This is a genomic window from Pontibacillus sp. HN14, assembly GCF_021129245.1.
Taxonomy (GTDB): Bacteria; Bacillota; Bacilli; order Bacillales; family BH030062; genus Pontibacillus.
In genome coordinates, this window is sequence record NZ_JAJOLR010000005.1 from 16138 (window position 1) to 42533 (window position 26396).

General features: G+C 41.1%; 27 protein-coding genes, 1 riboswitch and 1 other annotated feature. Of the genes, 11 read left to right on the forward strand and 16 right to left on the reverse strand.

Annotated features, from left to right (window positions below; all coding sequences use genetic code 11):
• Positions 1–33 precede the first annotated feature (33 nt).
• Positions 34–142: riboswitch (SAM riboswitch) on the reverse strand.
• 502 nt (positions 143–644) lie between these two features.
• Entirely contained in the window at positions 645–2234 is a 1590-nt protein-coding gene (pckA, locus tag LQ226_RS15010) for a phosphoenolpyruvate carboxykinase (ATP) (protein WP_231418776.1), read from the forward strand.
• Positions 2235–2867: 633 nt separating this feature from the next.
• Here the strand turns inward: pckA and LQ226_RS15015 are convergent.
• Positions 2868–3644: an alpha/beta hydrolase family protein gene (locus LQ226_RS15015; protein ID WP_231418777.1), complete on the reverse strand. Its 777-nt coding sequence runs from the start codon at positions 3642–3644 to the stop codon at positions 2868–2870.
• A 93-nt stretch (positions 3645–3737) separates the two neighbouring features.
• Between LQ226_RS15015 and LQ226_RS15020 the strand changes: the two genes are divergently transcribed.
• The 3 genes from LQ226_RS15020 to LQ226_RS15030 are packed head-to-tail and all read left to right on the forward strand — an operon-like array spanning position 3738 to position 6296.
• Complete coding sequence (locus LQ226_RS15020) at positions 3738–4733, forward strand: ABC transporter substrate-binding protein (RefSeq protein WP_231418778.1); 996 nt, start codon at positions 3738–3740, stop codon at positions 4731–4733.
• A 5-nt stretch (positions 4734–4738) separates the two neighbouring features.
• Positions 4739–5515 carry an ABC transporter ATP-binding protein gene (locus tag LQ226_RS15025; protein WP_231418779.1) on the forward strand — a complete coding sequence of 259 codons (777 nt, stop codon included), beginning with the start codon at positions 4739–4741 and terminating at the stop codon, positions 5513–5515.
• Complete coding sequence (locus LQ226_RS15030) at positions 5484–6296, forward strand: ABC transporter permease (protein WP_231419045.1); 813 nt, start codon at positions 5484–5486, stop codon at positions 6294–6296. The genes LQ226_RS15025 and LQ226_RS15030 overlap by 32 nt, the downstream gene beginning before the upstream one ends.
• A 35-nt stretch (positions 6297–6331) precedes the next feature.
• Here the strand turns inward: LQ226_RS15030 and ytkD are convergent, their stop codons facing one another.
• The 3 genes from ytkD to LQ226_RS15045 form a co-directional block, all read right to left on the reverse strand.
• A complete protein-coding gene (ytkD, locus tag LQ226_RS15035; RefSeq protein WP_231418780.1) occupies positions 6332–6808 on the reverse strand; it encodes an RNA deprotection pyrophosphohydrolase in 477 nt (158 codons plus the stop codon).
• Positions 6809–6846: 38 nt separating this feature from the next.
• Positions 6847–7437 carry a hypothetical protein gene (locus LQ226_RS15040; RefSeq protein WP_231418781.1) on the reverse strand — a complete coding sequence of 197 codons (591 nt, stop codon included), beginning with the start codon at positions 7435–7437 and terminating at the stop codon, positions 6847–6849.
• A gap of 538 nt (positions 7438–7975) precedes the next feature.
• Positions 7976–8335, reverse strand: coding sequence for a hydrolase (locus LQ226_RS15045; protein WP_231418782.1), 360 nt, complete (start codon positions 8333–8335; stop codon positions 7976–7978).
• Between the two features lie 125 nt (positions 8336–8460).
• Here LQ226_RS15045 and LQ226_RS15050 point away from each other — a divergent pair, with 125 nt between their 5' ends.
• Positions 8461–8718 (forward strand): DUF6154 family protein, encoded by a 258-nt coding sequence (locus LQ226_RS15050; RefSeq protein ID WP_231418783.1) that lies wholly within the window; start codon positions 8461–8463, stop codon positions 8716–8718.
• 561 nt (positions 8719–9279) lie between these two features.
• Here LQ226_RS15050 and LQ226_RS15055 read toward each other — a convergent pair.
• Genes LQ226_RS15055 through LQ226_RS15070 form a run of 4 tightly spaced genes read right to left on the reverse strand, consistent with a single transcriptional unit; the run spans position 9280 to position 12907 of the window.
• Positions 9280–10026, reverse strand: a complete 747-nt coding sequence (locus LQ226_RS15055; RefSeq protein WP_231418784.1) for a hypothetical protein — start codon at positions 10024–10026, stop codon at positions 9280–9282.
• A complete protein-coding gene (locus tag LQ226_RS15060; RefSeq protein WP_231418785.1) occupies positions 10007–10837 on the reverse strand; it encodes an ABC transporter ATP-binding protein in 831 nt (276 codons plus the stop codon). Before LQ226_RS15060 ends, LQ226_RS15055 begins: the two co-directional genes overlap by 20 nt.
• Positions 10838–10850: 13 nt before the next feature.
• On the reverse strand, positions 10851–11906 hold the full coding sequence (locus LQ226_RS15065) for a FecCD family ABC transporter permease (protein WP_231418786.1): 1056 nt from the start codon (positions 11904–11906) through the stop codon (positions 10851–10853).
• Complete coding sequence (locus tag LQ226_RS15070; RefSeq protein ID WP_231418787.1) at positions 11903–12907, reverse strand: FecCD family ABC transporter permease; 1005 nt, start codon at positions 12905–12907, stop codon at positions 11903–11905. Before LQ226_RS15070 ends, LQ226_RS15065 begins: the two co-directional genes overlap by 4 nt.
• Before the next feature lie 180 nt (positions 12908–13087).
• Here LQ226_RS15070 and LQ226_RS15075 point away from each other — a divergent pair, with 180 nt between their 5' ends.
• Positions 13088–14056, forward strand: a complete 969-nt coding sequence (locus tag LQ226_RS15075; RefSeq protein ID WP_231418788.1) for an ABC transporter substrate-binding protein — start codon at positions 13088–13090, stop codon at positions 14054–14056.
• A 189-nt stretch (positions 14057–14245) separates the two neighbouring features.
• A complete protein-coding gene (locus LQ226_RS15080) occupies positions 14246–14920 on the forward strand; it encodes a protein kinase family protein (protein WP_231418789.1) in 675 nt (224 codons plus the stop codon).
• Between the two features lie 88 nt (positions 14921–15008).
• Here LQ226_RS15080 and LQ226_RS15085 read toward each other — a convergent pair whose 3' ends face one another.
• Together LQ226_RS15085 and fosB are read right to left on the reverse strand one after the other, a co-directional pair.
• A complete protein-coding gene (locus tag LQ226_RS15085; protein ID WP_231418790.1) occupies positions 15009–15635 on the reverse strand; it encodes a YpjP family protein in 627 nt (208 codons plus the stop codon).
• Positions 15636–15753: 118 nt separating this feature from the next.
• A complete protein-coding gene (gene fosB / locus LQ226_RS15090; protein ID WP_231419046.1) occupies positions 15754–16176 on the reverse strand; it encodes a metallothiol transferase FosB in 423 nt (140 codons plus the stop codon).
• 131 nt (positions 16177–16307) lie between these two features.
• Here fosB and LQ226_RS15095 point away from each other — a divergent pair, with 131 nt between their 5' ends.
• Complete coding sequence (locus LQ226_RS15095) at positions 16308–16787, forward strand: hypothetical protein (protein WP_231418791.1); 480 nt, start codon at positions 16308–16310, stop codon at positions 16785–16787.
• A 38-nt stretch (positions 16788–16825) separates the two neighbouring features.
• On the opposite strand, the gene fabI is transcribed toward LQ226_RS15095, so the two are convergent.
• The 6 genes from fabI to LQ226_RS15125 form a co-directional block, all read right to left on the reverse strand.
• The gene (gene fabI, locus LQ226_RS15100) at positions 16826–17611 is read right to left on the reverse strand and encodes an enoyl-ACP reductase FabI (RefSeq protein WP_231418792.1); all 786 of its coding nucleotides are present in this window, start codon (positions 17609–17611) and stop codon (positions 16826–16828) included.
• A gap of 243 nt (positions 17612–17854) precedes the next feature.
• Positions 17855–18325, reverse strand: coding sequence for a hypothetical protein (locus LQ226_RS15105; RefSeq protein ID WP_231418793.1), 471 nt, complete (start codon positions 18323–18325; stop codon positions 17855–17857).
• A gap of 243 nt (positions 18326–18568) precedes the next feature.
• Positions 18569–19216, reverse strand: coding sequence for a peroxiredoxin-like family protein (locus LQ226_RS15110; RefSeq protein ID WP_231418794.1), 648 nt, complete (start codon positions 19214–19216; stop codon positions 18569–18571).
• A 70-nt stretch (positions 19217–19286) separates the two neighbouring features.
• Complete coding sequence (locus LQ226_RS15115) at positions 19287–20159, reverse strand: EamA family transporter (RefSeq protein WP_231418795.1); 873 nt, start codon at positions 20157–20159, stop codon at positions 19287–19289.
• 76 nt (positions 20160–20235) lie between these two features.
• Entirely contained in the window at positions 20236–21351 is a 1116-nt protein-coding gene (locus LQ226_RS15120) for an NAD(P)/FAD-dependent oxidoreductase (protein ID WP_231418796.1), read from the reverse strand.
• 266 nt (positions 21352–21617) lie between these two features.
• Entirely contained in the window at positions 21618–22460 is an 843-nt protein-coding gene (locus LQ226_RS15125; RefSeq protein WP_231418797.1) for a LysR family transcriptional regulator, read from the reverse strand.
• A 49-nt stretch (positions 22461–22509) separates the two neighbouring features.
• On the opposite strand from LQ226_RS15125, the gene LQ226_RS15130 reads away from it, so the two are divergent.
• The 3 genes from LQ226_RS15130 to glnA all read left to right on the forward strand — a co-directional run bounded on the left by LQ226_RS15130 (position 22510) and on the right by glnA (position 26341).
• A complete protein-coding gene (locus tag LQ226_RS15130; RefSeq protein ID WP_231418798.1) occupies positions 22510–23130 on the forward strand; it encodes a YczE/YyaS/YitT family protein in 621 nt (206 codons plus the stop codon).
• Positions 23131–23214: 84 nt separating this feature from the next.
• Positions 23215–23425, forward strand: a binding site (T-box leader).
• Positions 23426–23481: 56 nt separating this feature from the next.
• Positions 23482–24822 carry a sodium-dependent transporter gene (locus LQ226_RS15135; RefSeq protein WP_231418799.1) on the forward strand — a complete coding sequence of 447 codons (1341 nt, stop codon included), beginning with the start codon at positions 23482–23484 and terminating at the stop codon, positions 24820–24822.
• Positions 24823–25030: 208 nt separating this feature from the next.
• Positions 25031–26341, forward strand: coding sequence for a type I glutamate--ammonia ligase (gene glnA / locus LQ226_RS15140; protein WP_231418800.1), 1311 nt, complete (start codon positions 25031–25033; stop codon positions 26339–26341).
• Positions 26342–26396 lie beyond the last annotated feature (55 nt).

Below are 26396 nucleotides of genomic sequence, written 5' to 3' on the forward strand. Positions count from 1 at the left end.
TCCCATAACGAGCAAAGGGAAAGGGTCCATTCGCTCTTATCGTTCAAGGATCTCTCCCTGCATCAGGTTAGCACCTTTTCATGTATAAATGACGGTTGCTGGGTTTCATAGGGCCTGTCCCTCCACCTTCTCTGGATAAGATAGTTTCCGTTCGCGACTTATCATAACGTTTTCGCCCCCTTCTGTCAACTAAGTAGAGAGCGTTATCAATGCTCTTTGACGCTACATGTACCATTATTTCTGTTCATTTTGTAACCCGTTCTATAAGCTTTTTCATAAAGATAACTCTTAAAAAGGAAAAAGCTACTCGAACATCGAAGTAAATTAAGGAATCAAATCGGTAGCTATTTGTTCTGTTCTCTAATAACCTTTATATAGCACCGATCATTTTCTAGCTCACATCCTTGCTACCATCTCCTATCTTTTTAATTTATTTTACATTTATAGTCACAAATTCGCCGTAATTTCATTATAAAATAGTATGGACTAATAAAATGAATGTGTTATACTAATTACAAATTGCATCTGATCCGCTATTTAAAACCCCGGATTGGATAATAGAATGCATAGGCATTTACGTAATTTAAAATGGCTTTGGCAAAGATCCAAAGTTCAAAATTTAAAATAAAGGCAGGTTCTTGAGCATGAATACGGTGAATCAAGCGTCCATAATCAAAGAATTAATTACACAACCTAACGTATTAACCAATTTATGTGTGGGAGAACTCGTTGAAAAAGTTCTTCAGCGGAACGAAGGTACATTAACAGCAACAGGAGCGATCAGAGCCGAAACAGGACGTTATACTGGCCGTTCGCCTCAAGATAAGTTTACCGTGAAAGACGAAGTTTCAAAAGACACTGTAGACTGGGGAAGTGTAAACCAACCAATTTCAGAGGAGATTTTTGAAAACCTTTACCATAAAGTAGTTGATTTCTTAAAGGAAAAAGAAGAGGTATTTGTATTTAATGGTTTTGCTGGAGCAGACGAACGCTACCGTTTACCAATCCAAATTATCAACGAACGTGCATGGCATAATCTTTTTGCTCACCAACTATTTATTCGTCCAACAGAAGATGAACTCGCCGAACATGTAAGCGAATTCACTGTAATATCTGCCCCTTCCTTTAAAGCAGATCCAGCCCAAGATGGCACGAATTCAGAAGCCTTCATAATGGTCTCATTCAAACACCGCGTCGTCCTAATCGGTGGTACAGAATATGCTGGAGAAATTAAAAAGTCGATCTTCTCCGTTATGAACTACCTTCTACCTGAACAAGATGTACTCCCAATGCACTGTTCTGCTAACGTTGGAAAAGAGGGAGATGTAGCGTTATTCTTCGGACTTTCCGGTACTGGGAAAACGACCTTATCCGCCGATCCAGAGCGTCGTTTAATTGGTGATGACGAGCATGGATGGTCAAATCGTGGCGTATTCAATATCGAAGGTGGATGTTATGCAAAATGCATTAATCTATCTGAAGAAAACGAGCCTCAAATCTATAAAGCTATTCGGTTCGGGTCTGTTCTTGAGAATGTCATCTTGCACCCAGGTACCAGAGAACCTGACTACGATGATACAACTTTAACAGAGAATACAAGAGTCGCTTACCCAATCCAGAACATCCATAATATCGTTGAGCCAAGTATCGCTGGTCATCCAAATACCATTATCTTTCTTACAGCGGATGCTTTCGGCGTCTTACCACCGATTAGCAAGCTGACTAAGGAACAAGCGATGTACCATTTCTTAAGTGGATATACGAGCAAACTAGCAGGAACAGAACGAGGAGTGACAAGTCCAGAAGCAACATTCTCCACGTGTTTCGGCTCTCCATTCCTACCTAGGCATGCATCAACCTATGCGGAAATGCTTGGAGAGAAGATTGATCAGTTCAACTCAAACGTATTCCTTGTAAATACAGGATGGACTGGCGGCGCATATGGGGAAGGTCATCGCATGAAGCTTGGCCACACCCGCGCTATGATTCATGCAGCTCTAGAAGGAGAACTCAATTCTACTGAAACAGTTGTCGATCCAATCTTCGGACTAGAGATCCCTGTTCATTGTCCTGGAGTTCCAGATGATGTATTAATTCCAAAGCGCACTTGGAAAGATGAAAACGAATATGAAGAGAAAGCTCATGAACTTGCTACCAAGTTCCATGAGAACTTCAAGAAATTTGACGGGGTCAGCGAAGAAATCCGCAAATCAGGCCCAACGTTCAGAACGTAAATTTCGCTCCCACATCTCCAAATATATAAATAAACGGCTATCCTCTAAAGGATAGCCGTTTTTATTGTTTGGCTCTGTTAAAATTTAGTGCTGTGTATAAGCTTATTCCAGAATAGGATAGGGTTACTTAAAACTCGATGCTGGGACATTTAAGTTTAGATGGGGCCGTTATGTTGATGAGAGTAAGGGGTGACTGGGGAACGACTCGCTTTCCACGGGCGAGCTGTCGAGCCTCCTCAATCGCTACGCTCATTCCGGGGTCTCGTCTACCTCTTTCTCCCGTAGGAGTCTCCCCGTTCCCCAGTCACCCCTTATTAAAATATGCGAAACGGCCCCGCAACTTAATTGTTGGCACAGATTCACCATTCCCCCTCCTAATTCGGCTTGTTTCCGTTCCTTCAACATTTGGCAAAGGTGGTTCGGGAAATTGCGAGACTCCTGTGGCAAGAGGAGCCTAGGGAAGACCCCACAGAGAGCGTTAGCGAACGAGGAGGCTTCCCAGCTCGCCGCGGAAAGCGAGTGATTTCCCGAACCACCTTACGCTTAATTAGCGCTAACGGAAACATTTCCTCACTTTCAAGTACTCCTTTTAGAGGGGGGATTACATGGAACACTGTAAATCAACCAAAAAGCCTATTGCTTGAGCCAATCTGTTAATTGCTGCACAGTTCTTCTGTTAATTTGAGGTGGAAAGTAATGATCCAAATCATGATAGATCCAACTCGTATGCGGTATGTCAAACTCCCTTAATTTTTGTTCAAGAAGACGAGCGTGTTCAACAGATACATTTTGGTCTTTAGCCCCGTGAATGATGCAGACCGGGGTACGCAATTCCCCTATTTTACCTAGCGGAGTCCTGGCTTCAAAACGTTCAGGATATTTGTTAGGCCCTCCACCGACGACACGTTTTAGCATTCTCCTTAGATCGACCCTCTCTTCATAGGTTAAACCTACATCTGTAACTCCTCCCCAGCATACAACCTTATGAATCCCAGGTACCTCAAGGGCTGTCCATAGTCCCATTACTCCACCGCGGGAGAAACCAAATACGTTTACTTCTCCGTTCACTTTTGGATGATTAAATAATAACCTTGCTCCATTATGGCCATCTTCACGGTCCTTTAAGGCAAAATCCTCTCGTCCCTCTCCGCCCATATTTCCACGATAACAAGGTGCGAACACAACAAACCCTTGTGCAGCAAATTGAACAATTCTACCGATTCGAACCTTACCAACACCCTTAATGCCTCCACGTAAGTATAAAAATCCCGGGTATTCTCCCTCTTCTTTCGGCTCAACTAAGAAACCTTTTACTCTGAGTCCATCACTCCAGTACGTCACTAGGAACACGTTTAAATCTGGATGAGGGGAAGGATATCGTTGACTTGATAGGATCGTACCATCTTGCATAAGAAAACTCCTTTGTAGGCATTCACACAATTTTTAGCAGCGACATACGATAACGTAGCTAATGATAATGATCTTACAGGAGGATTACCCGTAATGAAAAAGATTCGCTTTCTTTTATATGTTTCGCTGCTTGCTTTACTTACATTCCCCTTAGCTGCATGTTCTCAATCGCCTACAACGATTAAAGTAGCTGAAGTAACGCGCTCGATCTTCTATGCTCCACAATACGTAGCTTTAGAGAAAGGTTTTTTCGAAGATGAAGGCCTTGAGGTTGAATTAGCCACTACTTGGGGTGGAGACAAAACAATGACCACTCTTCTATCTGATGGGGCAGATATTGCTCTAGTTGGCTCTGAAACGTCCATTTATGTCTATGCAAGAGGAGCTTCAGACCCTGTCATTAACGTAGCTCAGCTTACCCAAACAGACGGTACTTTCCTGGTTGCCCGAGAGGAACAGCCCGATTTTAAATGGGAGGATTTAAAGGGAAGTACCTTCCTTGGACAGCGGAAGGGCGGAATGCCACAAATGGTCGGAGAATATGTGTTAAAAGAGAAAGGAATTAACCCTAAAGAGGACCTTACATTGATTCAGAATGTAGACTTTGCCAATATCCCAAATGCCTTTGCTTCTGGTACAGGAGATTACGTACAACTGTTTGAACCAACTGCTAGTATCTTTGAGCGTGAAGGAAAAGGTCACATTGTTGCCTCCTTTGGTGAAGAGTCGGGTCATGTCCCTTATACAGTTTTCATGGCTAAGAACAGTTTCTTAGAAGAGAACCCAGAAGAAATGAAAAAGTTCACGCGTGCTATATATAAAGCTCAGCAGTGGGTGCAAAACCACTCAGCGGGAGAAATCGCCGATGTTATTCAACCCTATTTTGAAGACACGGAACTGGAATTAATCGAAACGGTTGTCGATCGTTATAAAAGTCAAGGGTCCTATGCTGAAAACCCTGTTCTTGATAAAGAAGAATGGAACAACCTAAAGGCAATTATGGAAGAAGCGGGAGAACTCCCAGAAGATGTAGATCATGAGACGCTCGTTAACACGGACATTGCAGAAGACGTAATGAATAAGGAGTGAACACAATGACTTTCCTCAGCCTTGATCAGATCACTCACCATTACTTCTCAAAACAAGGGTTCACGAAAGCCATTGAAGACATCTCGCTTTCTGTTGAGGAAGGACACTTTATTTCCTTCCTCGGCCCTAGCGGCTGCGGAAAGACGACACTACTATCCATCATAGCCGGATTACTGACTCCAACAGAAGGAACCGTAACCATTCAACAGCAGCCAAGTGACCACAATAATATTGGTTACATGTTGCAGCAAGATTATTTGTTCCCATGGAAGACCATACAAGAAAACGTTCTACTTGGTCCTCATATTCAAGGGACGGTCACGGAAATGAAAAAAGAGAAAGCTCTTCAAATCTTAAAAGAAATCGGCCTTGAGAGTGTTATATCTTCTTATCCAAGCCAACTTTCAGGAGGGATGCGACAACGCGCTGCTTTAGCAAGAACCCTCATGACAGACCCGAAGCTCCTGCTACTTGATGAACCTTTCTCCGCACTTGACTATCAGACCAAACTAAAACTTGAGAATCTCGTATCAGATACCTTGAAACAATACAAGAAAACCTCAGTATTAGTCACTCATGATATTGGGGAAGCAATCGCGATGAGTGACACTGTGTATGTGCTTAAAGCTCGCCCTGGGAGGATTGCAAAAACGTTTCAAGTTCCTGACCATTTACGCAATCTCACTCCATTTGAAGCAAGACAACACGCTGACTTTAATGATTTGTTCCAAACTATTTGGAAGGAGTTAGATCAGCTTGAATCCGAATCAAACGCAAGATGAAGCTCGTTTTAAACAGTATTTAAAGCATCTTCAAAAAGAAAAACGTTCTATATTTCTATGGCAATTGTTGATCTTCATCAGTTTTTTTAGTTTATGGGAAGTGAGCAGTCGATTAAGATGGGTAGATCCCCTCCTCTTTAGCTCACCAGCTAAAATTGGCGATTTATTAGTAACGAAAATAACAGATGGATCAATCTTCCTTCATATGCGTGTAACCCTGCTCGAAACGATAGCGGGCTTCGTCCTTGGCACACTCTTAGGAATCGTTCTAGCGGCCGCCTTGTGGTGGTTCCCTAAGCTCTCGAAAGTCATTGACCCTTATCTTGTAATATTAAATGCAATGCCTAAAGTAGCGCTTGGGCCTATTATTATCGTAGCCCTTGGACCTGGGTATTTCTCGATCATAGCGATGGGTGCAATAATATCGGTAATCATTACCACCATTGTGGTCTATTCGGCTTTTCAAGGTGTCGACCGAAATTATGTTAAGGTGCTCTCAAGCTTTGGGGCAAATCGATTTCAGATTTTTAAAGAAGCCATCCTTCCCGCGTCTTCACCTACCATTATATCGACCTTCAAAGTGAACGTCGGACTCTCATGGGTTGGGGTTATTGTGGGAGAATTTCTTGTTTCTCAGAAAGGATTAGGCTACTTAATCATTTACGGATTCCAAGTTTTTGATTTCACATTAGTCCTTTCAAGCCTTATGATCATTGCGATCTTTGCTGCCATTATGTATCAACTTGTTGAACGGCTAGAACGAAAACTCATTAGAGAATAAAGAATGAAAAAGAAAAAAACTCAGCTTCTCGGAAGTTAATCCAAGAGCTGAGTTTTCTTAATGTAGTCTAAGCTGTGAGGCAATACCTCATCTTTCATCATGAAACTAAATTGAGAGTTTCGCTCTAACCCTTTCGGTAACGAATCTAAGCAAACAGGTCCTTTCGTTTCGAAATAAGATTCCTGTTTAGTCAGATTAGAGATGGTTGCAAAATAAATGTTTTTTATTATACATCCACCTTTTCCGTCTACATGATACTGACCGATATAGGATAAAGCTTCTACCTCTCCACCGGTTTCCTCCATCACTTCGCGAATCGCCGCTTGTTCTGGAGTCTCTCCTTCTTCCACTTTCCCACCAGGAAACTCAATTCCCCGGTCTTTGTGTTCTGTAAGAAGCCATTTTCCATTGTAACGGCTAATGACCCACACATGTTTCGGGTATTCAGAAAAAGGATGATCGGTAAAAGAAAGCTTCACTTCATTATGGTAATAATCATAAAACGTAATCAATAACGATCAACTGCCTTTATTGCTTCATTTCCTATTCACTATGAATGGTTTATGCCATCAATAACCCAACCTTCATCTGTGTGCATAAAGAAAAATGAAACAGTGTACTGTCCGTATAGTTCGCTTGTGTTCTCTTGAGTCACTTTAATACGGTCACCTTTTACTGTTTCGGTGGTATACGACTCATTTTCTTTAAACCAAGGTGGTGTATCAGTTGGAAGGATATACAGTCCATTATTATATTCTTTATAATAAAAATCAACATATTCCTTAGCAACTGATTTTTTTGCTATGGATGAGAACGACTCAATTAACGCTTCTTTACTATCATATGCAGCGACTCTATAGCCTTGATTGGACTCTTGTATGAGTTGATCCATAAATTGATTGGTAAGAGATATTATGGTTTCTTCTGTTAAAACAGTTTTCTCCTCCACTTCGTTTACAGAAGATGTAAGTACAGGTTTTTCTTCTTGTTTTTGGTGGAACGTAATGTCTGTATGACCGGTGTGATCACTTCCTGATAATTGGTTCTCGGCACTTAGTGATGAAGGCTGTTGATTTGATATCACTATTAGTAACGCTACCAAAATAATAGGAATGATTGCAATAGACTTACCTAGGTTCATAACTGTTGCCCCCTGTTTCTTATGATGTGTTACTAACCTTTTTTCCTTTTACAGCATGAAATAAACTCGAAATCAAACAATTTGATTCCGAGGAGGAGAAGAAAATGAGAAAGACTGCACAACTTTGCTTCATTTTGCAGGGGGCTCGCAATTTCTCGCACAACCTTGCCATATGTAGATAACGGAAACATACCAAATTACAAAGCAAAATGCTGAGTCTACCCCAGGAATTAGCTGTGGGGCCGTTAAACCAATTTTGGCAAGGAGTGTCTGGGGGACGAGGAGACTCCTGCAAGAGGAAGAGGTTGACGAGACCACGGACTGAACGAAGTGAAGGAGGAGGCTCGACAGCTCGCCTGCGGAAAGCGAGTCGTTCCCCAGACACCCCTAGCCCTTTATACATAAAGGCCCCTTCCACACTGAAGGGTCTCAGCCTCGAGCCTTCACCCCATCCTATTCTTGAATAACTTACTAGCATCACAAACCGTTGAGGTACGCAATCCTCAAGAAGAGGTCACTCGTTGAGTGACCTCTTCTTTTATGCTAGGGGATCGTGTTCTCCATAAATTCTGGCCGAGTCTTCATCATGATCCATACCAATCGACTTAATAAATTCCTTCGTTTTGTCGTCTCCCAGTTCATAAATCATTTTATAAGCCTCTCGCATGGAATAATCATAATCATCATTCTCCGAATCCTCGGAGTAATGGCGAAATGGAATATGAGATCGCCAAAACGACCGCTCATCTGCCCCAAACACCTCGTTTAGAACTTGCCGCAACCTAAACATTTCTTCCTCTGTTGCTTGGATGGTAAAGACATCGTTATTGCCATCTCTAATTTGAGAAATTTCTCGAGAGCCCAGGTTGATATAAAACGTTCTTTTTTTATTTTCCATAAACTTCACCCTCCTATCCTATACTTTTTGCACTTATTTATCGAATTATGAACAACATTTTAAAAAAGCCGCATAAGGTAATGAACAAAGATAGACTTTTGAGAATGAGGGAAAGGAAGTTGATTATGAAAATAGCCGATAGTTTAGCCGAGCTATACAAGAAATATTTCGAAACGGATGATTACTTACCTCTATTTGTTCATTCTATTATTGAGCAAATGGATCACAAAGATTTACTCCAAATCGTTAAGCATTGCCAAGAAGAGCAACTACAAGAATTTGTTGCGAATTACATTATTGATCAAATCCAACACACCCCTGCAAAGCCTATTACCCCTCCTACAACATATTCTAATAGCAGTGAACAACAAAAAGCATTATAGGTATGTAAATGAACACGACCTTTAGCCCAAAGCTCAGTGCCTCTTTTTTAAACAATGTTTTAGAAACACACGAATGCTACCACCCCCATTTGCTTCTCTCATTACCCACTTCCCCCTGCGCCCCAACAATCGTGGGGCGCAAAACGGAAGAAATCCCTCATGACTAAATAACCAACCTTCCATGTGAAACTCCTTGTTTTAAGTTCATTTACACAAAGCAGGCGATTTAAGTGCTGCTTGAACACAAGGCTCTGTTATAGTTTAGTGTTGTTATTTTATAGGCTTGTTCAATACCCAAAGCTGAGACATTTAAGTGTAGATGGGGCCGTCTTTATTGACTAGTGCTGGGGGTGTCTGGGGAACGACTCGCTTTCCGCGGGCGAGCTGTCGAGCCTCCTCGTGTGGGGCCGCGGAAAGCGAGTGATTTCCCGAACCACCTTACGCTCAGACTAACGCTAGCGGAAACATTCTCACTTTCAGGTGCTCCATATTAGGGACTAAAATGTAACGTGTAAAAAATCAACAACCAACTTTAACAGAGCAAAACAAAAAAGCCGCTTCTTAATTTTTAAGAAGCGGACAAACTTTGCAATAGGAGTGCTCATTATTTAATTGGTAAGTCAGACAACAGAACTTCCGCTTCTCCTTCCCTTCTTCCTTACGCAACGTGAAAGAATCAATCGGATTCTGCTTTTGCCTGAAAACTTGCGCCTCTACTTCACGCAGGACTCTAAAGTCACGGCGAACCGTATCTGCTTGTTTTTCGTCAGCAATTTCATGAGCAAACTGCTCATAAAACCAATACACATACGTAGCAAAGCTTTCCCACATTGTTTTCATAGGCAGGCGCGTCACCTGGTTAATGGTATTGAATATGGGATAGATCATCTTTTCAATTAACTGTTTGAAATGGTTGGAAACAGCCTTTTCCCTATCTCTATTTTCAATTAGAAGAACTTCACGGGACTCATTACTCCATTTAGGAAACCACATCTTTGTATCATCTATCCGGATCAACTTCTTATCCTCTAATTCCATAACAGGCATTTTAGAGTAGAGGCTCATTGGAGCAAGCATTCCGGTCACAAAATAATACCCTAACCTTTTTGAGAGCAAAGAGGCCGTCGCCATTTCGGATTCAGATGACAGAAAGGACCTAACTTGTTTGAGCACAGCCGTAAATAGTTCCTCATCTGTAAAGGCATCTAAACGGATCTCTTCTAAACGTTGTTTCTTGTCGTAATAAGACGGGTGATAGTATCTGAAATGATCATCTAATGTCTCGATTTCAGCCAGCGTTAGGTTCACTAGCCATCACACTTTCCTTTATTAAACAACGCCCACGTCCATAAGGAATACACATTGGCGTACCGAAAATCGGATCACTCGTGACGTTACACGTCATACTAAATACGTCTTGAACGAATTGACACGTTACGACTTCTTCAGGTTTCCCTTGTGCATAAACAGTCTGGTCTTTTAATGCCACGATATTGTGCGCATATCTTGAAGCGAGGTTCAAATCATGAAGAACCATCACAACAGTTCTGCCCTCACGTTCATTTAGTTCAAATAAGAGATCCAATATTTCGATCTGATAGGTCATATCCAAGTAGGTTGTTGGCTCATCCAGTAAGATAATATCCGTATCCTGTGCCAGCGTCATGGCAATCCAGGCTCGTTGACGTTGTCCCCCTGATAACGAATCAACTGTACGCTCTTTCAACTCTTCTAAATTAGTGTCTCGAAGCGCCTGCTCTACAGCATCTTCATCTTCTTGTGACCATTGTTTAAACCAATTTTGATAAGGATAGCGCCCTTGCTTAACAAGCTGAAGAACGGTTAATCCTTCTGGAGTGACTGGGCTTTGAGGAAGAATCGCAAGCTGTTGTGCCACAGATTTAGTAGACATTTTTGAGATGGCTTTGCCATCAAGTACGACATGACCACTCTGAGGCTTTAATAACCGAGCCATTGAACGAAGAAGAGTCGATTTCCCACAACCATTTCCTCCTACAAAGACTGTGATTTCTCCTTTTGGAATCTCTATATTTAATTCATTCAGAATGGTCTTTTCCCCATAGCCAAGCGTTACATGATCTGTTTTAAAATTATTCATGTGTACCTCTCCTTTAAGCCTGCTTTTTTGAAAATAGTAAAAAGATAAAGTAAGGCGCCCCGATTGTTGCGGTAAATACACCTGCAGGAACAATGTTTGGCAAGAACAATGTACGACCGATTAAGTCTGCGCCTATTACAAGGATCGCTCCAATTAAACCAGATAGAGGCAGTAAAGCGCCATAAGAAGAACCAACGAGCCTCCTTGCAATATGAGGAGCCATTAATCCTACGAACCCAACACCACCAGCAAACGAGACAGCAATACCAGCTAAAGCTGTACTTACTAATAAGAATAAGAAGCGGTCCCGTTGGAGGTGTGAACCAACACCTGCCGCTAATTCCTCTCCAAGCTCTTGTACGTTTATCCTTCTTGAAATTAATAGAGATACCAGTACAAGGATCAGTATGGAAGGAACAATAATTTTCACCTGGGCCCAGTTAGCCCCGTAGACACTTCCCGTTAGCCACACATTAGCTTGAGAAGCTCTATAGATGGGCCCTACAATCATTAAGGTATTGGTTACGGCCTGAGTTAAAGCCGACAAACCGATACCAATCAAGATAATTCTCATGGGGGAGACCCCATTTTTATACGCTAAGAGATAAACAAAAATCCCAACTAAACTAGCTCCGATAAAAGCGGCTACTGGCATCCAATGAATACTTACGGTTAAGGAGTCCGTTTCATCACTAAATAGTGTTAAAAATAAAACAACCGCAACCGCTCCCCCTCCCGATATCCCGATGATATCTGGTGACGCTAAAGGATTTCGGATCATCCCCTGGAGGATGGCCCCACTTAAAGCTAGCCCTACTCCAACAAATAACGCAACAATCATTCTAGGGAGCCTCAACGTTTCAATAATTAAGTTCTGCACGTCGGTCCCTCCTCCGAAGAACACCTTTATAGCATCAAGTGGAGGGATAAAGGTTTCTCCGAGGGAAGCTGCTAATACAAATAAGAAGCATAACAAGCCAAAAAAGAGGCTAAAATACATCAAAGCCCGTTTTTCTAGAAAAAAGGATATGCGATCTTTTCTGGAGCGTATCTTTACGTATCTACTCATGTTGATTTCAATCCTTTTCGGGCAATATAAATAAAGAATGGAGTACCAATAATTGCCGTCATGACACCGACAGGTACTTCTTCAGGCATAATAATAAATCTCGCACTGATATCGGCTAAAAGCAAAAGAATACCACCTAATATCGCGGAATAAGGTAAAATCCATCGATGATCATAGCCAACGATGTACCTGGCAAAGTGAGGTACCACAATTCCGATAAATCCAATTGGACCTGCAATCGCTACCGCACCGCCTGATAACAGGACAGTGAGTATTCCTGCTGAAAGCTTAATATAAGCTGTCTTCTGGCCAAGACCTTTCGCTAAATCTTCGCCCATTGTTAAAATATTCAAATGCTTCCCGATGAAGAATGTTCCAACCCACCCCACAAGGAGATAAGGAAGCAGTTGCTGTAAGTATTCTAGACTTCTGCCTTGCACACTACCAGCTAACCAAAACAGTACTTCATCTAAAGCTTTCTCATTTAAGACAAGAATGCCTTGGGTTAAAGAAGAGAAAAGCGCCGCTATAGCTGCTCCAGCTAATGTTAATCGAACTGGAGTCAACCCTTCTTTCCCAATGGATCCTATGGCATATACAATCGTTGCCGCCACAGCCGCTCCGATAAATGAAACCCACGCCATCATTCCTAGGGGAAGGGATTGGAAGACAGCGATCGCCATCACAACAAAGAATGAAGCCCCTGCATTGACCCCAAATATTTGAGGAGAAGCAAGAGGATTTCTTGTTAGCGCTTGGAGCAAAGCACCTGCTAAAGCTAACGATGCTCCTACACTCGCGGCAATTAGAACTCTTGGTAAACGTAATGATCGAATAACAATTAAAGTGTTTGATTGTTCTTCTGTTGTAAAGGCTCTCCAGGCATCTTGAAATGTAACATCGGTATACCCGAGTACTAAACTTAATCCCATACAAATCATGAGTATGATCAAGGCTGCCAAAAAGCCGAATCCTCTTGTTCGATTGGACTGTAAAACCATATTCTTCCCCTACCTAACGTGACTTACATACTACTCTTACTTACAAGTGTATGGATTCTTTTAAACGCTGTCAACGATTATGAGAATCATTGTCATTTACTCTTGACTCTTTATCCGTTTACAGCTATTATCAACTTAGATGTAAATGATAATCATAATCAATTAGGAGGACATAACATAATGAAGCAAAAGCATTTCATACTTAGTCTTATGTTACTATTCACGGTAGGATTCCTAGCCGCTTGTGGCTCATCTTCTGAAGACACTTCATCAGATGACGAAACTAAGAAAGATACGAGTGATTTTGAACCTTACACAGTTGAACATGCAATGGGTACAACAACTGTTGAAGAAAAACCTGAAAAAGTAGTCATCTTAACAAACGAAGGAACAGAAGCTTTACTAGCCCTAGGCGTAACACCAGTCGGAGCTGTAAAGTCTTGGACAGGAGACCCTTGGTACGATCATATTAGTGATCGCATGAAAGATGTAGAAGTAGTCGGAACCGAGTCAGAAGTAAATATCGAAAAAATCATTTCTCTAGACCCTGACTTAATTATCGGAAATAAACTACGCCAAGAAAAAATTTATGACCAACTAAGTGAAGTTGCTCCAACGATCTTCTCTGAAACGCTTAAAGGAGAATGGCAAGATAACTTTAAGACCTACGCAAAAGCATTAAATATGGAAGACAAAGGTGAAGAACTTCTTACTAAATATCAAGAACGTTTAGACGATTTTGCTGAGAAAGCAGGGGACAAACTTGATCAGAAAGTTTCTGTTGTCCGCTTCCTTCCAGATCACGCACGTATTTACCAGAAAGATTCCTTCTCTGGAGTTATTTTAGAACAAATTGGGTTCGAGCGCCCAGAACCACAAGATGTAAATGGCTTTATGGAGAAAGCAACGAAAGAGAGAATTCCGGCCATGGATGGTGACATTCTATTCTACTTCACCTATGAAACCGGAGATGGTGCTGCTACGGAGCTAGCAGAAGAATGGATGAACGATCCATTGTTCCAAAACCTTGAGGTTGTAAAAGAGGGAAATGTTCACGAAGTAAGTGATGCGATCTGGAATACAGCAGGTGGTTACCTGGCTGCTAACGAAATGGTAGATGATCTTGAAGAAATCATTTTAAATCAATAACGATTAAGAACCGCCCTAAGGCTTGTCTTTACGAACAAAGTCTTGGGCGGTTTTCTTATATCTCGCTTTTCCCGGACAGTTGCCCTTTTCTTATAAAACAAGAACAGCCCTAAATACACAAAGCTATGGGAATATTATAGGAACGATCCACATAGATTAACCAACCCCCTTATAGAAAGGCGTTGTGCTATGAATAAGCTTGACGTACCTGCCAGGATTGATGAAATACATGTCAGCTCTAACCCCTACAATGAACCGGTGACTATAAAAGAGATCCCCCCATACTTTGAGTGCATAGGGGTGGGAACAGACGCTGCCGTCTTCAGGCATGTGAATCAACCGCATATGGCTTATAAAGTCTATGCACAAGACAAACTAGAGAAAAAAGATAATGAGGAGTTTGTTTACAGATCCCTTGGTCCTTCCCCTTATTTCTCTACGTTTTATGGTTCCGGACCTCACTACATTGTTCTGAGTTTCGAAGAAGGATTATCTCTTTACGATTGCTTATTACAAGGCGTTCTCATCCCGCCAGAGGTTGTTGAAGATGTGGAACAAGCACGAAGATTTGTACAAATGAAGGGATTGAACCCTAGAGATATCCATTTAAAGAATATTCTTTTGCAGCACGGGCATGCCAAGGTTATTGATGTTTCTGAATATGTGCATGAAGGGAACGACCTTAGATGGGAGCTATTAAAGCAAGGATACGAAGAATATTATCCACTCATTAAAGGAAAAGCAATTCCCCTTTGGGTGCTCGAAACCTCCAGGAAGTGGTATAACCAAACCAAAGGAAATGCCTTTCAGTTTGATGAGTTTATGCGAAAGATCAAAAGGTTAAACCCCTTTTTAAAGGAATGATTCGGTGGATATAAAAGAGCCCAGACCTTGAAGTCTGGGCTCTTTATTATCTAGAGTATTCGAGATATGGACCTATACAGATCTTTATTCATGCCATCCATTTAGGAGGGGTGTTTTTATCCCAGTATAAATCAGCTACCGCATGATGGTTCTCAAACTGGTCTTGACTTACGTGATAGTGAAAATTAAACCAATACCCTTCTCCAGGACGATTTTCTCTTCTCACATCAAACCTTGCAAGTTCAGCATTAGAAAGGGTGTTATACACATGAAAGATCTTCTCTCCATAACCTGGAGCAGGATCAAGCGAGATGTCATACTGCAACACATTGCTCTCATCCGCTTGTTCAACCAATTGTTTTACTTCACTTTCAATTGTTACAAGAATATCATCCATAAAAACCGGATCGATTTGACCCAAAATGCGAGACCCTAATTTGGTCATCGTTTGTTCCTTCGCGACTTCCCCAAGATTAGTCAGGTGTTGTTCCGGATCCAAATGATGGTCGTCATCTGACAGATCAGGTAAGTCCAAGAAATGATCAGAATTGGCTGAATGAATCGATGAGGCTTTATTTTCTTCTATATTTTCTTTTGGTGTAAAGGTTTTATTCTTTTCTGTTGTATCGGCATCAAGTGTTGTAGGTGGTACATATAACCCTAGCGTCACGATGGCGGTTAATATCGTAAAGGTCTTCCTAACCCAACGTTTCATATTACCCAAACTCCCTTATATGTACTTTCAATTTCTTTATATTTTATCACGATCTTTTAGATTGTCCATCAAACTTTCATCCTCTTTTTCCAAACAATCTGTAAATTGAATCCGCTTTCTATGTATAGAATCTCATATTCTCCTTTTCTTGTCGATAATAGGACAAGCGATCCTCCAATGTCCCCGTATGAAACTCAAATTTATGCCCATCAGGATCTGTGAAATAGATTGATTTTTTATCAAGCTCATCCCGTTTCCGCCCTTTTAACATCCGAACATCTAATGATTTTAAATGAGCTACCACATCTTGAAATGACTCTTCTGCTACAGTAAATGCGATATGCGTATATGATTCTTCTATCTCACGCCGAGGAATTTCCTTCTCCATATTAAGCGCAATCCACAACCCATTTAAATCAAAGTAAGCCGTTTTTTCTCCTTCTACCAACAGAGTTGCCCCCAGAACCTGTTCATAAAATTTAATAGACATAGGTAAATCAGATACAGAAAACGTAATATGGTTAATCCCTTGTATATCCACAATCCCACTCCCTTTCAATAAATAAATACGATTGAAACCACCGATTCGTTTCACAAAACAAACATGTTAGCAGGTATAACTCGCATATACTTCCTTCAATAATAGCGTTTACCGTTAAGGAGGAATTCGTTATGAAAAATCCTGCTGTTCTCCCGGTGTTAATTGGAGCTATTGCACAGGCCTTGTTAAATCTATATATAATGGTGTGGACCGTTATCGGGTTTTGGTTTGCATTCTTTTTAGGAGGCTCTTCTTTTTTCCTCTCAACTGACACCCAATGGTTACCAGACACAGAAACCAATGAATTCTTGCAATTCATTAGTACAATGGCCATCTTATTTATGATTTTTGCTGGCATCTTTCTTGTTATAAGTTTAACAACAAACGTATTATCGTTTCTTACAGTCCATTACATGCGAATTGGGCAGCATGTGTCCAGAACCTATACATTTCTAATCATTGCTGCAATTATTCAGTTGGTCTTCGGAATGCTGACATTATTTGAACCAATCACCTGCTCCTTATTCTTTTTTACGGCTTTATGCTATTTGACGGGTATTTTTCTTTTCTATTACACAATGAACCGATCGAAAGAAGAACAACGCAAATAAATGAAAAGAGGCTCCTTATAAAGGAACCTCTTATTTCTTTATCCCATTATGTGATACCCCGAGTCGACGTAAATCACTTCTCCTGTTACGCCTCTAGATAAATGACTAAGGAGAGAAAGGGTCATATCCCCTACTTCTTCTTGAGTTACGTTCTTCTTAAGTGGTGCTTTTTCTTCGATATGCCGAAGAATTTCATTGAAAGAGGGTACTCCTTTAGCAGCAAGTGTCCGGATCGCACCCGCCGATACAGCATTCACCCGTATTTGATCCTCGCCTAAGTCTGAGGCTAAGTATTTCACCGTTGCCTCGAGAGAAGCTTTGGCAATCCCCATCACATTGTACCCTTCGACAACACGCTCTGCCCCTAAGTAACTCATAGCTATAATAGAGCCACCTTCCGTCATAAAAGGGCGACTCGCTTTCGCTACAGCTATTAAGGAATAAGCACTTGTATCTTGTGCGAAAGCATATCCGCTTCGACTTGTCTCAATAAAATCTCCTTTTAAATCTTCGGAGTGGGCGAAGGCGATGGAATGAACAATTCCATGGATTGTACCAACCTGATCACCAATACTCTGAAACGCTCCTTGAATACTTTCATCCTCATTAATGTCACACTGCACGATATGTGTCGCCTCTAGCTGTTCATTCTCAAGAATCTTTGTAAGCTTCTTAAATGATCGTTCCTTACGATAAGTAAAGATAACATTAGCCCCTGCATCAAAGAGGGATTTCGCTACCCCCCAAGCGATACTACGCTCATTTGCCACTCCCATTACTACGAAATTCTTATTGTTAACCTTTAGCAGATCTTTACCTTCCATTGCATTCGCTCCTATTATCAGATATTGAATTCTATTCTCTATATTTTCCTATAACTCTATTGAACTGGCAAGGAAGGCTTATAATGAAGACGCTGCTGTGATAAAAGGCCAGATTGAAGGTACTTATCCGAATCACTTATCGCCTGGAGAGTTGTTCTGTTAGCGTTAGGTTCAAGCGTTTAGTAATGAACCAGTGTAATGTAGCCATAAAAAAGCGCTTTTCTTCTAATCAAGAAAAACGCTTCATGTTACAGGTGATTTGATTTTATTCTCGTACCCCATAATGGCCTTTCGTCTCACATAAGAATGGGGATCATTTACCGCCACCTGATGCAATAAATTTTGAGCTTGTTCTTTATAAACCTCCATCTTCCCTAATCCATAAGAAATTTGCCATCTTGCTTCATAGTCAGGGTAAGCAGGAAACGTTAATGCCCTATAGGCAAGATGCAAGAGTTGGTCAGGATGATTGATTAATTCTTGTATGATGTGCCCCTCTTTATGATCTCTCGCTAATATATATAATACATCGGTAGTGACTTTAGGGCTCCATTTTTCAGCAGGTAAACGATGAATCATCATGTCAGCGGCATTCCATATATCCAGCCATTGTTCATATTCTGATTCCCATTCCCCGTATGGTCCCCGGTCAATTGCCCATATTTTAAAGCTTCTAATCTCGTGCAAAAGTTCAAAGGTATACTCGCTATGCACCTAATCACTCCCATTTCTAGTTCAATAGTCCTCATTTACCCTTGCTCCTTAGAGTAAAACCTATATTTTTACTTTTTCACGAAAACATTCTCTACCTATTACTTTTGGAAGTAGGAAAGTTTGAGTAAGCCATATCCCAGAAACCCTGACACGGAAGACTTATTCTGGAACATCTCACTCAACAAAAAATAAGGTCTCTCCACATATAAAATAAAAGCCCAGGCCTATGGCCCGGGGCTTTCGTTATAATGATTTTAGCTTTTCTACAACTTCAGATGGTTCTACTCGATCTTTGTAATCTGCTTTTGTATATTCATAAGCAATCGTTCCATCCTGATTAATAATATAGGTAGCTGCAACAGGCAACGTCCATGTATCATCACCATTATGCTTATCTACTTCTAGACCTTTTTCTTTATACACATCTACGAGGTAGTCAGGCAACGGATAAACTAAGTTAAATTGATCAGCTACTTTATTACCTACATCGCTAAGAACATGATAGTTTAGTTCATTTTTCTCTGCAGTGGTTAAAGATTGGTCAGGAGTTTGAGGGCTAATGGCAATCAATTTTGCACCTTGGTTATGGATCTCTTTCATTAGTTGTTGGTATGCGCGAAGTTCCATATTACAGTAAGGGCACCAGCCACCGCGATAGAAGGTAATGATTACAGGCCCGGACTGTAACTCTTTGTATAAATCAACAGATTCTCCCTTGGCGTCAGGCAGTGTAAAGGCTGGAGCGTTTTCTCCAACTTTCAAACCCTTACCCAGGTCAGACGCCTCAAGCTCATCAATAGCTTGTTGCATTTTACCTTGAGTCTCGATTGAAGCATTCGCTTTAAATTTAGCAATATACTCATCATACTGTTTCTGCATGTTTGTTCCCATGAAAATCACCTCCAAAATCAGTATAAGTGAAGTACCTAGAAAACAACATGAAAGTGCTCCTACGATCCGATTACCTTCTCTTGTAAAGATTAGGGAAAATAATCCCTATAAAAATAATAACCACTCCGATCCACTGTATAACCGTTACCCTTTCACCCAAGACAAACATTGATAACCCTACTGCTACAGGCAGTTCTGCTGAGCCTAGTATACTTCCAAGGGTTGCTCCTATTTTTGGCATACCATAAGCAAAAAGAAATGGTGGAATCACCACCCCAAACAATCCAAGCATAATTCCGTACGTCCCTAGCGATAGGAGTGAATCCCCCCCATTCAAATTCATAAGAGAAGGAAGGAAAATGACGAGAACTGCAAGGGTACTCCCAGTCACCATATAATAGCTTCTTTGAACAGGGGGAAGGGCCGGAAGAATGCTAGCGTTCGTAAAAATAAATAAAGAAAAGGACACCGCCGCTAGCAGGCCATAGACGATCCCTATCAGATCAGCACCGATTAGACCTCCATGAATGATCCCACTCGCCATAAGGGTCCCAACAAATAAAATCATCACGCTCATGGCTTTCCCTTTATCAGGCGTTCTCTTAAAGAACAAATAGTCTAAAACAATTCCAATCCACACAAACTGAAAAAGTAAAATGATCCCAAGAGAAGCTTCGACCTTTACAAGCGCCAAATAATAGAACACCCCGACGAGGCCTGTTGGAATTCCAGCAAGCATTAACTTTCCTTTATCTTGATACGAAATCTTTTCTTTTCTTCTTGAGAAGAAGTAACAAACGAATAAAATAAACCATCCTATCAGAAATTGTCCAACAGTCACCACCGAAGTCTTTGCACCTGCTTGATAAGCAAGTTTGACGATTGTCGATAATACCCCGTAGGAACAAGAGCCGATGAAGACGGCCAACATATACCTCAGCATATCGTACCCTCTTTTCTACACAGATAGATGCACAACTCTTCGTCTTATTCATGAGTTGTGCATCTGCATGCATGTCTTATTCAATTGCACCTGAAACATCATATGGGGTTAAATCAATTCCTGAAGAATAACCTAAAGCTAAATTAGCTAATTCAAACCCTAGATAAGGACCGCTCGTGAGCCCAGAGGCTCCAAGCCCGTTTGCTACCAAGAGATTGTTCACTCCAGGTACAGCACCTATAACGGGCAGAAATCCAGGTGTGTATGGACGAAAGCCAACGCGACTCTCAACAAATACTCCTTCTTTTAAACCAGGAGCAATGGGTAATACTTGTGAGAAAATATCATGAAGACCTCCGGCTGTGACCTGATCATTAAAATCCTCATTTTCCTCATGTGTAGCCCCCATCACAATTCTCCCCTGATCAAATGGAAGTATATATTTATTCGTAGGAGGCATAACCACGGGCCAATCGCCCGTTTCTTTAACCGGCAGACCGACATGAGCAATTTGAGCCTTTTGAGATGAGACAAGGAAGCGAACCCCTAAAGGTTCTAACATCTCTTTGGACCAAGCTCCTCCGGTAACCATCACCTTTTCCCCAGATAGGAATTCATCATTTACGGTAACACCCGTCACGGTCGCCCCTTCATAAGAAAGGGTAGCATCCCCATATTGAATACGTGCTCCTCTTTTCTCAGCGGCCTTAACTAACGCATTTCGAAGCGCTCTACCGTCCACTCGTGCGCCGCCACTCACATAAACCGCTCCATATTCATCAGAAAGCGGAGGAAACATAGATTTCGTTTCTTCCCGACTCAACTTCGTAATCTCACCTATTTCCGGTGCATCTTCACGTCGTTTCTTCGCTAATGTGACGATTTTATCCAGTTTCGCCTCTTCTGTATGAAGCTTAAGAGCTCCTACACGCTTATATCCTGTATCAGATTGTCCATCTTGTTCTAAATCTCGAACTAACTCAGGGTAATACCTGGCTCCATTTTTCACGAGCTGATACCAAGCTTTATTCCTGCGCTGAGAAAGCCAAGGACAGACCATACCAGCCGCGGCATCGGTAGCTTGTCCAGAATCTTGGCGATCAACCAATGTAACCCGAGCCCCTTGTTTAGCTAAATGATAGGCTGTGGAAGCTCCTAAAATACCAGAGCCGACAACGATATATGATTTCATGTTAACACCTATTTTCCTCTCAAACTTTATGGTGACATTCTACAAGATATTAGCTCTAGACTCAATTTCCCATAAGTCGACATATTTCCCGGGTAATTTCATCCCGATTGAGATTCTTATCGTATTGTGAAAGAACCCATAGCGATACCAATCAAAAGAAGCACAAGGATCACATCCCATCTGACTTATGTGGCCCACGCTATAACCTGAGGTTATAGCGCCATGACTAATTGGTATTTCCGCTCATAAAACATCCTTCGTTAAACTTAAAGATAAGAACGTTGGAAAAGATCCAATAATAAATCGAGCAAAGGCTGAGTAGAAGCGAAAAGATACATGTCTCTTTTTAATGGAGTATCTTTAATAGGCACGAAAACTAATCCTTTATATTCAATGTGCTTGCTCATCATTTCAGGAAGGTAGGCGATTCCCACACCAACAGAAACAAAACCCGCCATCGCATGATAATGCGTTTCAAAAACATCTGGTTTCAACCCTTCTTCTTCCATTCTTTTATGTATTTTCTCTGAAAAGGGTGTCCCTTTCGGCGTTGCGATTTGAGGGTAATGAAAGCACTCCCTTAAAGTCACTTCATCCTTAGACGCTAGGGGGTTGTACTGGGGGATCGCCGCAACAAAGACGTCCTCAAATAAGAATTGGGAATATAGTCCCTCCGCGCTCGAAACATCTTGGACAATAGCAGCATCAATTTCACCCTGGTGCAGCATTGGTAAAAGGTCGCGGTTATCGTCTTGAATAGCTGTCACAAAAATATTAGAGTGTTGAATCTTCTCGTAATGCTCATGAAGATAGTAGGAACTTAATATTGGCGTCGAACCGAATCTGATTTGATCATGATTCATATGTTGATAAACCTTTTGATCAATAGCAAAGAATAAGGGTTGCAATTCCTGGTAAAGAGCGTATCCCTTAGGAGTCAATTTTACCCCTTTTGAAGAACGCATAAATAGAGCGAACCCCAACTCCTCTTCTAGCAATTTAATTTGCTTACTTAAAGCGGGTTGGGATATATATAGTTTTTCACTAGCTTTTGTAAAACTTTGTTGTTTCGCCATTTCAATAAAGTACTGAAGCTTTTGTAAGTTCACTTACTCACCTCCAATCTACTAAAAGTTTACACCCAAAGGAGTTCATTCAATGAGGATAAAACGCGTTAGTCTTTATTTATTCGGTATGCTGATCACACATCTAGGAACTGCTCTTTCAGTTAAGTCTACCATCGGAGCCGGGTTTTGGTCAGCTTTCTTCGTCGGGGCAAGCCACTCAATTGGTATGACTCCCGGAATTTGGTTTGCCCTTTCACAAGTCATAATCATATTTTTAAATGCTTTTTTAGCTAAAAGAAAACCTGTATGGTTAGCTTTCATACCTATCCTGATTGAAAGTGTTTTCTTTGACTTCTGGCTAACTTTTGCCTTACATCATGTTTCCCTTTCTGATTTACCTTTAGTCTTTAGAATAGGAACCTTTATTTGCGCTTTAACGATAGCCAGTTTTGGCATAAGTTTGTATCTTTACACAAAACTCCCTCGCTCCCCTGTCGATCAATTATTTGTAACTGTGAGCGAGAGGTTTCATTTGTCACTCGGTTTCTCCCAATCCATCATCGCAGCCACCATAACAGTATTAGCTTATTTACTAGGAGGGCCGATTGGAGCCGGCACAGCGGTTAGTGTCTTTTTACTAGGACCATTTATACAAATGTGGGTCAAGATTCTATCTAACTCTAAACACATCAGAACCGCGCAAGCAACTTGATATTTTTCCCATAAACCAAATACACTAAACTAGTTATTGACACCCCTCCCTGTTCATGATAAAAATTGAATAACTTCATATGAACGAATAGCTTTGAAGGAAAGCAAGTAACTCTTATGTCCCTGCCACAGAGAACCGAGGATTGGTGCGAAATCGGTACAAACAGACAGAGTGAATTTCATTTCTGGAGCTTCTTCTGCAATGGCATGGAGACGGTGACGACCGTTACACGTATTGAGTCATGAAACAACTGTTTCATAACTAGGGTGGTACCGCGATAAAAGTCGCCCCTACATTTTTGTAGGGGCGACTTTTTTTGTAGAGAACAATAAGCTTGAGAGGAAGATGAGTATGAGTCAGCAAGAACAGTGGTCTTCAAAGATCGGATTTATTTTAGCAGCAGCCGGATCCGCTATAGGACTCGGCGCTATATGGAAATTCCCATATATTGCAGGAGAGAACGGGGGTGGGGCTTTCTTCATCACCTTTATCGCCTTCACAATCTTACTAGGCTTACCGCTATTGTTAGCCGAATTTTCCATCGGACGTACAGCTCAGAGCAATGCAGTAGATTCTTACCGAACGATTGCAAAAGGGACAAAGTGGCATTATGTCGGAATATTAGGTATGGTCACTTCCTTCATTCTCCTATCCTTTTACAGCGTCGTCGGAGGATGGATTGTCATTTATTTAATAAAGACAATAACAGGTGGAATGTCAGGTTTAACCTCAACCCAATACGGAACCGTATTTGGCCAAACCATATCGAACCCTCTGTTAAGCATAAGCGTTCAGTTCTTATTTATTCTGATTACTATTTTTGTTGTTTCACGAGGGATTCAAAAGGGAATTGAGAAAGCTAGTCGAATCATGATGCCTGCTTTATTTGTATTATTCTTAATATTAGTTATAAGATCTTTAACGTTAGAAGGGGCTTCAGAGGGAATCTTATTTCTCCTTCAACCAGATTTCTCAAAGCTAACTTCTCAAACAATCCTTGAAGCAATGGGACAGTCCTTCTTCACATTAAGTGTAGGGGTTTCGGTGATGGTCACATACAGCTCCTATTTACCGAAGAGTCAAAGCTTACCAAAGGCCGCTTCTTCAATCGTAGGAATTAATATACTGATTGTCTTTCTAGCAGGTCTAGCGATTTTCCCTGCTGTTTTCTCCTTTGGACTTGAGCCAGGGTCAGGACCCGTACTTTTATTCAATGTCCTCCCTACCGTATTTAACCAGATGCCACTTGGAATGGTGTTTTTCACAGCCTTTTTGCTTTTATTCCTATTCGCAGCGTTAACTTCTGCATTTTCGATGCTAGAAATTATCGTATCTGTTTTATCAAAAGGAAACGAAAAGTTACGCCAGAAATATGCATGGATAATCGGTTTGGCAATCTTTGCAGTAGGAATCCCATCTGCTCTATCATTTGGAATTTTAGGTGATCTAACATTATGGAATAAAACGATTTTCGACTTAGCTGATTATGCAGTAAGCAATATATTGATGCCTACAGGAGCATTATTAATCTCTATTTTTGTTCCATTAAAAATGAAGAAATCTGACCTTTATGAAGAGTTAAAGAGAGGAAGTACATTAAAACGATCGGTCTTTAACGTATGGTATGCCTTATTACGCTATGTTGCTCCGATCCTAATTATCGCGGTAATGATCGATGTTATCACAGGATAGTATCTGAATAGTCAAAAAGATCTATTTTTCATTTTCTAACAGCGAATACAGCAGGCTTTCTTGAAATTGACCCTACAAAAATACATCATGTCAGCTTTCCTAACATGAAACTTTATGTTAGAATTCCTTACATGATAAATAAAAGGTTATGCATTCCTGACTTTGAATGCTAGTAATCTACTACAAACTATTAAGGCGAGGGTATTAAATGACTTTTACTAAAGAATCCATTAAGCAAGAAGTTCACGACAAAGGCGTAGAATTTATTCGACTTGAATTCACAGACATGCTTGGAGACACAAAAAACGTTGAGCTCCCTATTGAAGAGCTTGAAAGTGTTCTAGAAAACGAAGCTATGTTCGACAGTTCTTCTATTTCTGGTTTCTCTGATATTCAAGAAAGTGATATGTATCTATATCCAGACTTAAGCACGTTTAAAGTATTACCTTCAACAGTAGATGAAGATCCCGTTGCACGTTTCATTTGCGACATTTATACAACGGACGGAACTCCTTTCGAAGGTGACCCGCGATATATTTTAAAACGAGCAATGAAAGAAGCTGCTGAGATGGGCTATACCGTTAACGTTGGTCCAGAACCAGAATTCTTCTTGTTCAAATTGAATGATGAAGGTTACCCAATTAAGAAAATGAATGACCGCGGTGGATATTTCGACGCTTCTCCAATTGATAAAGGGGATAAAGTACGCCGTGATATCGTACGCACACTTAAGAAATTCGGATTTGAAATGGAAGCTTCTCACCACGAAGTAGCTATGGGACAGCACGAAATTAACTTCCGTTTTGATGATATGCTACGCGCAGCTGATAACATCCAAACATTCAAGAGCGTTGTTAAAGACGTAGCAACGAACCACGACTACCATGCAACGTTCATGCCTAAACCAATTGCAGGCGAAAATGGTTCTGGTATGCACTGCCACCTTTCTTTATTCAAAGATGGCGAGAGCGTCTTCTGCGATGAGAAAGATGAAGATGGTATCTCTGTTACAATGAAGCATTTCATGGGCGGAATCCTGAAACATGCTCCTGGTATTGCAGCCATCACAAATCCAAATGTTAACTCTTATAAGCGTTTAGTTCCTGGTTATGAAGCACCTGTAAGCATTGCATGGTCTCACTCAAACCGCAGTTGTATGATCCGCGTACCGTCTACACGCGGTAAAGGAACTCGTTTTGAAGTTCGTAACCCAGACCCAACTGCAAACCCATACCTTGCCTTAGCCGTAACAATCCAGGCTGGACTTGAAGGTATTCGCAACAAAGTCGACCCAGGCGCAGCTGAAACACGTAACCTTTACGAAGTACACGATGACACAGTACCAACACTTCCAACAAACCTAAAAGAAGCGCTAACAGCCCTTCGTAAAGACAAGGTCCTTATGAACGCTTTAGGTGATCACACTTCAAACATCTATCTTGATGAAAAAGAAGAAGAGTGGACAGAATACTCCCTACAAGTAAGCCAGTGGGAAACAGACAAATATATGAATAAGTAAACAAAAGCACAAGCGCCCGCTTAGCAACGTATAGGCTGGACTTAACCGCAGTGAG